Origin of the sequence: Neisseria iguanae (assembly GCF_003013245.1) — a bacterium.
Taxonomy (GTDB): Bacteria; Pseudomonadota; Gammaproteobacteria; order Burkholderiales; family Neisseriaceae; genus Neisseria; species Neisseria iguanae.
Genome location: NZ_PXYY01000141.1, coordinates 1 through 3792, shown reverse-complemented (window position 1 = coordinate 3792; position 3792 = coordinate 1). Strand labels below are relative to the sequence as shown.

General features: G+C 47.6%; 3 protein-coding genes and 1 pseudogene. 2 read left to right on the top strand and 2 right to left on the bottom strand.

The features are described from left to right. Positions 1-343: pseudogene (locus tag C7N83_RS15430) on the top strand (hypothetical protein); the annotation flags it as partial. 107 nt (positions 344-450) lie between these two features. Here C7N83_RS15430 and C7N83_RS13300 read toward each other — a convergent pair. Continuing rightward, on the bottom strand, positions 451-1491 hold the full coding sequence (locus C7N83_RS13300; protein WP_106743217.1) for a zinc-dependent alcohol dehydrogenase family protein: 1041 nt from the start codon (positions 1489-1491) through the stop codon (positions 451-453). Between the two features lie 165 nt (positions 1492-1656). Between C7N83_RS13300 and mutY the strand changes: the two genes are divergently transcribed. Beyond that, a complete protein-coding gene (mutY, locus tag C7N83_RS13295) occupies positions 1657-2706 on the top strand; it encodes an A/G-specific adenine glycosylase (RefSeq protein WP_106743216.1) in 1050 nt (349 codons plus the stop codon). A gap of 63 nt (positions 2707-2769) precedes the next feature. Here mutY and C7N83_RS13290 read toward each other — a convergent pair whose 3' ends face one another. Next, positions 2770-3516: an amino acid ABC transporter permease gene (locus tag C7N83_RS13290; RefSeq protein WP_106743215.1), complete on the bottom strand. Its 747-nt coding sequence runs from the start codon at positions 3514-3516 to the stop codon at positions 2770-2772. Positions 3517-3792: the final 276 nt, after the last annotated feature.

The window sequence follows — 3792 nt, the reverse complement described above, 5'->3', positions numbered from 1 at the left end:
CGTACCGGAACCGTACCCGGTGCTTCAAAAGTCATGCTGCAAAAGGTTATCCGGGGCCATCTCCCTATCAAAGGCGTTACCAATACCGGTGGCCGGCGTGGTTCTGGTTGATATGGGCTGTGAAAAACACTTCCGTGTCCGTCACGCAGATAACGGGTTTGCCGGAGGGGTTCGGCATATTGGGGTTATGCAAAAAAAAAAAAACAGGCCGGTTGAATTTAACGGCGTATCCGGACGGACGTTTTATTGGCACCTAGAAGAAACGGGATTCCGCTTTAATCACAGACATGATAACCTGTATGCAATTTTGTTAGAAATGTTATGGAATATGCCGTTGGATTAGATTTGCTTCCTAAGCCCCAAACAAAATATATAAAACAAAAGCCGTCTGAAAATCTTTTCAGACGGCCTATTTCATTAATCAGGTATTTGAACCAAAATTCTATTCGATTATTCCGCAGTCAGCACCACTTTCATGGCCTGATTTTCAGAAGCGTGTTTGAATACATCATATGCCTCTTCCAATTCGCTGAATTTAAAGCGGTGGGTAATCATCTTGGTGTAATCTACCGAGCTGGTCGAAATTGCTTTCAACAGCATTTCGGTTGTATTGCTGTTCACCAAACCGGTTGTAATCGCGAGGTTTTTAATCCACAGTTTTTCCAGTTTGAAATCAACTGGCTGTCCATGCACACCCACCACAGCGATATGACCGCCCGGCTTGACGATTTCTTGGCACATATCCCAAGTAGCCGGAATGCCGACTGCCTCAATCGCGCAGTCCACACCATCTTCGCCGACAATATCGAATACCTGTTTTTCCACATTGCCTGAGCTTGGGTTAATCACATGGGTTGCGCCCAATGCTTTTGCCATTTTCAAGCGGTTTTCGTCCATATCGCACACAACCAATGCAGCAGGGCTATAAAGCTGAGCCGTCAACAAAGCCGACATGCCCACAGGGCCTGCGCCGGCGATAAATACGGTATCACCTGGTTTCACATCGCCATATTGTACACCGATTTCATGCGCGGTCGGCAGCGCATCACTCAACAGTAAGGCCACTTCATCATTTACCGAAGCAGGTAATGGAATCAGGCTGTTGTCCGCATAAGGTGTGCGCACATATTCGGCTTGCGTGCCATCAATCATATAGCCCAAAATCCAACCGCCGTTGCGGCAGTGTGAATAGAGTTGTTTTTTACAGTTGTCGCAGGTGCAGCACTTGCTCACGCAAGAGATGATGACCTTATCGCCCACCTTGATATTTTTTACAGCCGAACCCACTTCCTCTACAATGCCGACACCCTCATGACCAAGAATGCGGCCATCGGCCACTTCAGGGTTTTTACCCTTCCAAATGCCCAAGTCGGTGCCACAAATCGTGGTTTTAACGATTTTTACCACCGCATCGGTTGGATCGATAATTCCAGGGCGCGGTTTTTCTTCAAAACGGATATTATTCGCTCCGTGATACACCATAGCTTTCATAGTACAACTCCTTTTATTGTTTGATGAAACACACTTTCGATATAACCTATTTATAGTCTTACCACCGATGAAAGTCAATTTCATTTTTTCAACATGTTATAACATAACATGTTGTTTTAAAACAATTTTTGATGCAACACAAATTCACCTGACCGATCTGAAACCATGCGCCAATCCTCAAACTTTTCCACCCGCCTGATACAATGGCAGCAGCAATACGGCCGCCACCGTCTACCTTGGCAGGTTAAAAATCCCTACGCCGTTTGGCTGTCGGAAATCATGCTCCAGCAAACACAAGTTGCCACCGTATTGGATTATTACCCGCGCTTCCTGAACCGCTTTCCCGATGTGGAAAGCTTAGCCAATGCCGCCGAAGATGATATCTTGTCGCTTTGGGCAGGCTTGGGCTATTACAGCCGCGCGCGCAATCTGCACAAAGCGTCCAAGCAGATAATCGAACAATTCAGTGGTGAATTCCCACAAACCCGAATCGAATTGGAAACCCTGTGCGGAGTCGGCCGCAGCACCGCCGCCGCCATTTCTGCCTTTGCCTTCAACCAGCGAGAAACCATCTTAGACGGCAACGTCAAACGCGTGTTGTGCCGCGTATATGGACTTGACGGCAATCCTCAAGACAAAAAATTTGAAAACCAACTCTGGCAGCTTGCCGAAAGCCTGCTGCCGTCTGAAAACAGCGACATGCCCGCCTACACGCAAGGTTTAATGGATTTGGGCGCAACCGTATGCAAACGCACCAAACCGCTTTGCCACGAATGCCCGATGAGCAATATTTGTGAAGCCAAAAAGCAAAACCGCATTGCCGAGCTGCCACGTAAAAAAACGGCAGTTGAAGTGCAAACTCTGCCGCTTTATTGGCTGATTGTACGCAACCGAGATAATCGAATCCTGTTGCGCAAACGTCCGGCCAAAGGCATTTGGGGCGGCCTGTATTGCGTGCCTTGTTTCGAAAACCTGGTAGATTTGTACCAATACACCCAAACTTTAAATCTTGATTCAGACGGCCTAAATGAACAAGCCGCGTTTACCCACCGCCTGACCCATCGTCTTTTGATGATTACCCCGTTCACCACAGACGACAAGCCTTCTGAAAACATTTCAGACGGCCTATGGATAGCGCAAGAAAATTTGGCTGATTATGGTTTGCCCAAACCATTATTGAATTATCTCAACCAAGCACAAAAAAACTTGTTTTAATTTTTCTAATTCAACACAAAAGGCCGTCTGAAACATTTCAGACGGCCTTTTTTATCTATTTAATCAACGATGTACCACATTATAACGCTTTTCCAAGCGCAGGAAGATCCAGCCCAGGCAAGTCGTCATCAAGAGGTAAATCAGCGCCACGGTATAAAGCGGCTCTTCATATACCGAATAGCGGCCGGAAATCGTGTTTTGCACATAAGCCAATTCCGCCACCGCAATCGCCGATAACAGCGAACTGTCTTTCAGCAACGTAATAAATTCATTCGCCAACGGCGGCAGCATACGGCGCAAAGCTTGCGGCAAAATCACATAACGCATGGCTTGCGGGTAAGTTAAGCCCAACGAGCGCGCCGCTTCGATTTGACCTTTATCAATCGACTGGATACCCGCACGGAAAATTTCCGTGATATACGCACCCGCGTTCACCATCAAAGCCAGCGTACCGGCAATCAGCGCACCATAACCGCGACGCAGCTGCACCGCCGCATCACCGCTTACCAGCCAACCGTCTGCCGGGTGAATCAGCGCGACCGCCCAAATGAAATACCAAATAAAAATCTGTACAAACAGCGGCGTCCCGCGAAACAGCGTCACATACACCAGTGACACCGTACGCAACAGCCATGCCGCGGTTTTCAACAGCACGCCGCCTTTTTCAAAATGCACCAGTCGCGCCAGCGCGCCAATCAAACCCAGTACCGTACCGCCCAAGGTTGCCACAAAAGTCAAACCCAGCGTCGTCAGCGCGCCGTAAAAGAACATCCAGCGATATTCATAAATAATGTCAAAACGAAAATCCATATCCCGCTCTTATTCAGAAGTTTCCACCGCACCATGATCGGCATGCCGGCGAATCGTGGCAAAGAAACTTGGCATTTTACAAGAAAATACAAACTTTGAATGCCTTTTATCGCATAAATTTGATTTCAAACGGCCTTTTTACACTTACATGTAAGCCGCCGCCGACTTTTGCACTTTGTTGCAGTAGCTTTTGCACTCTAGGCTTTGCGAAAGTTTCGCCAGCTTTTGCACTATATCGGATGATGAGAAATAAGAAAAGCGACGCTACCGTCGCTT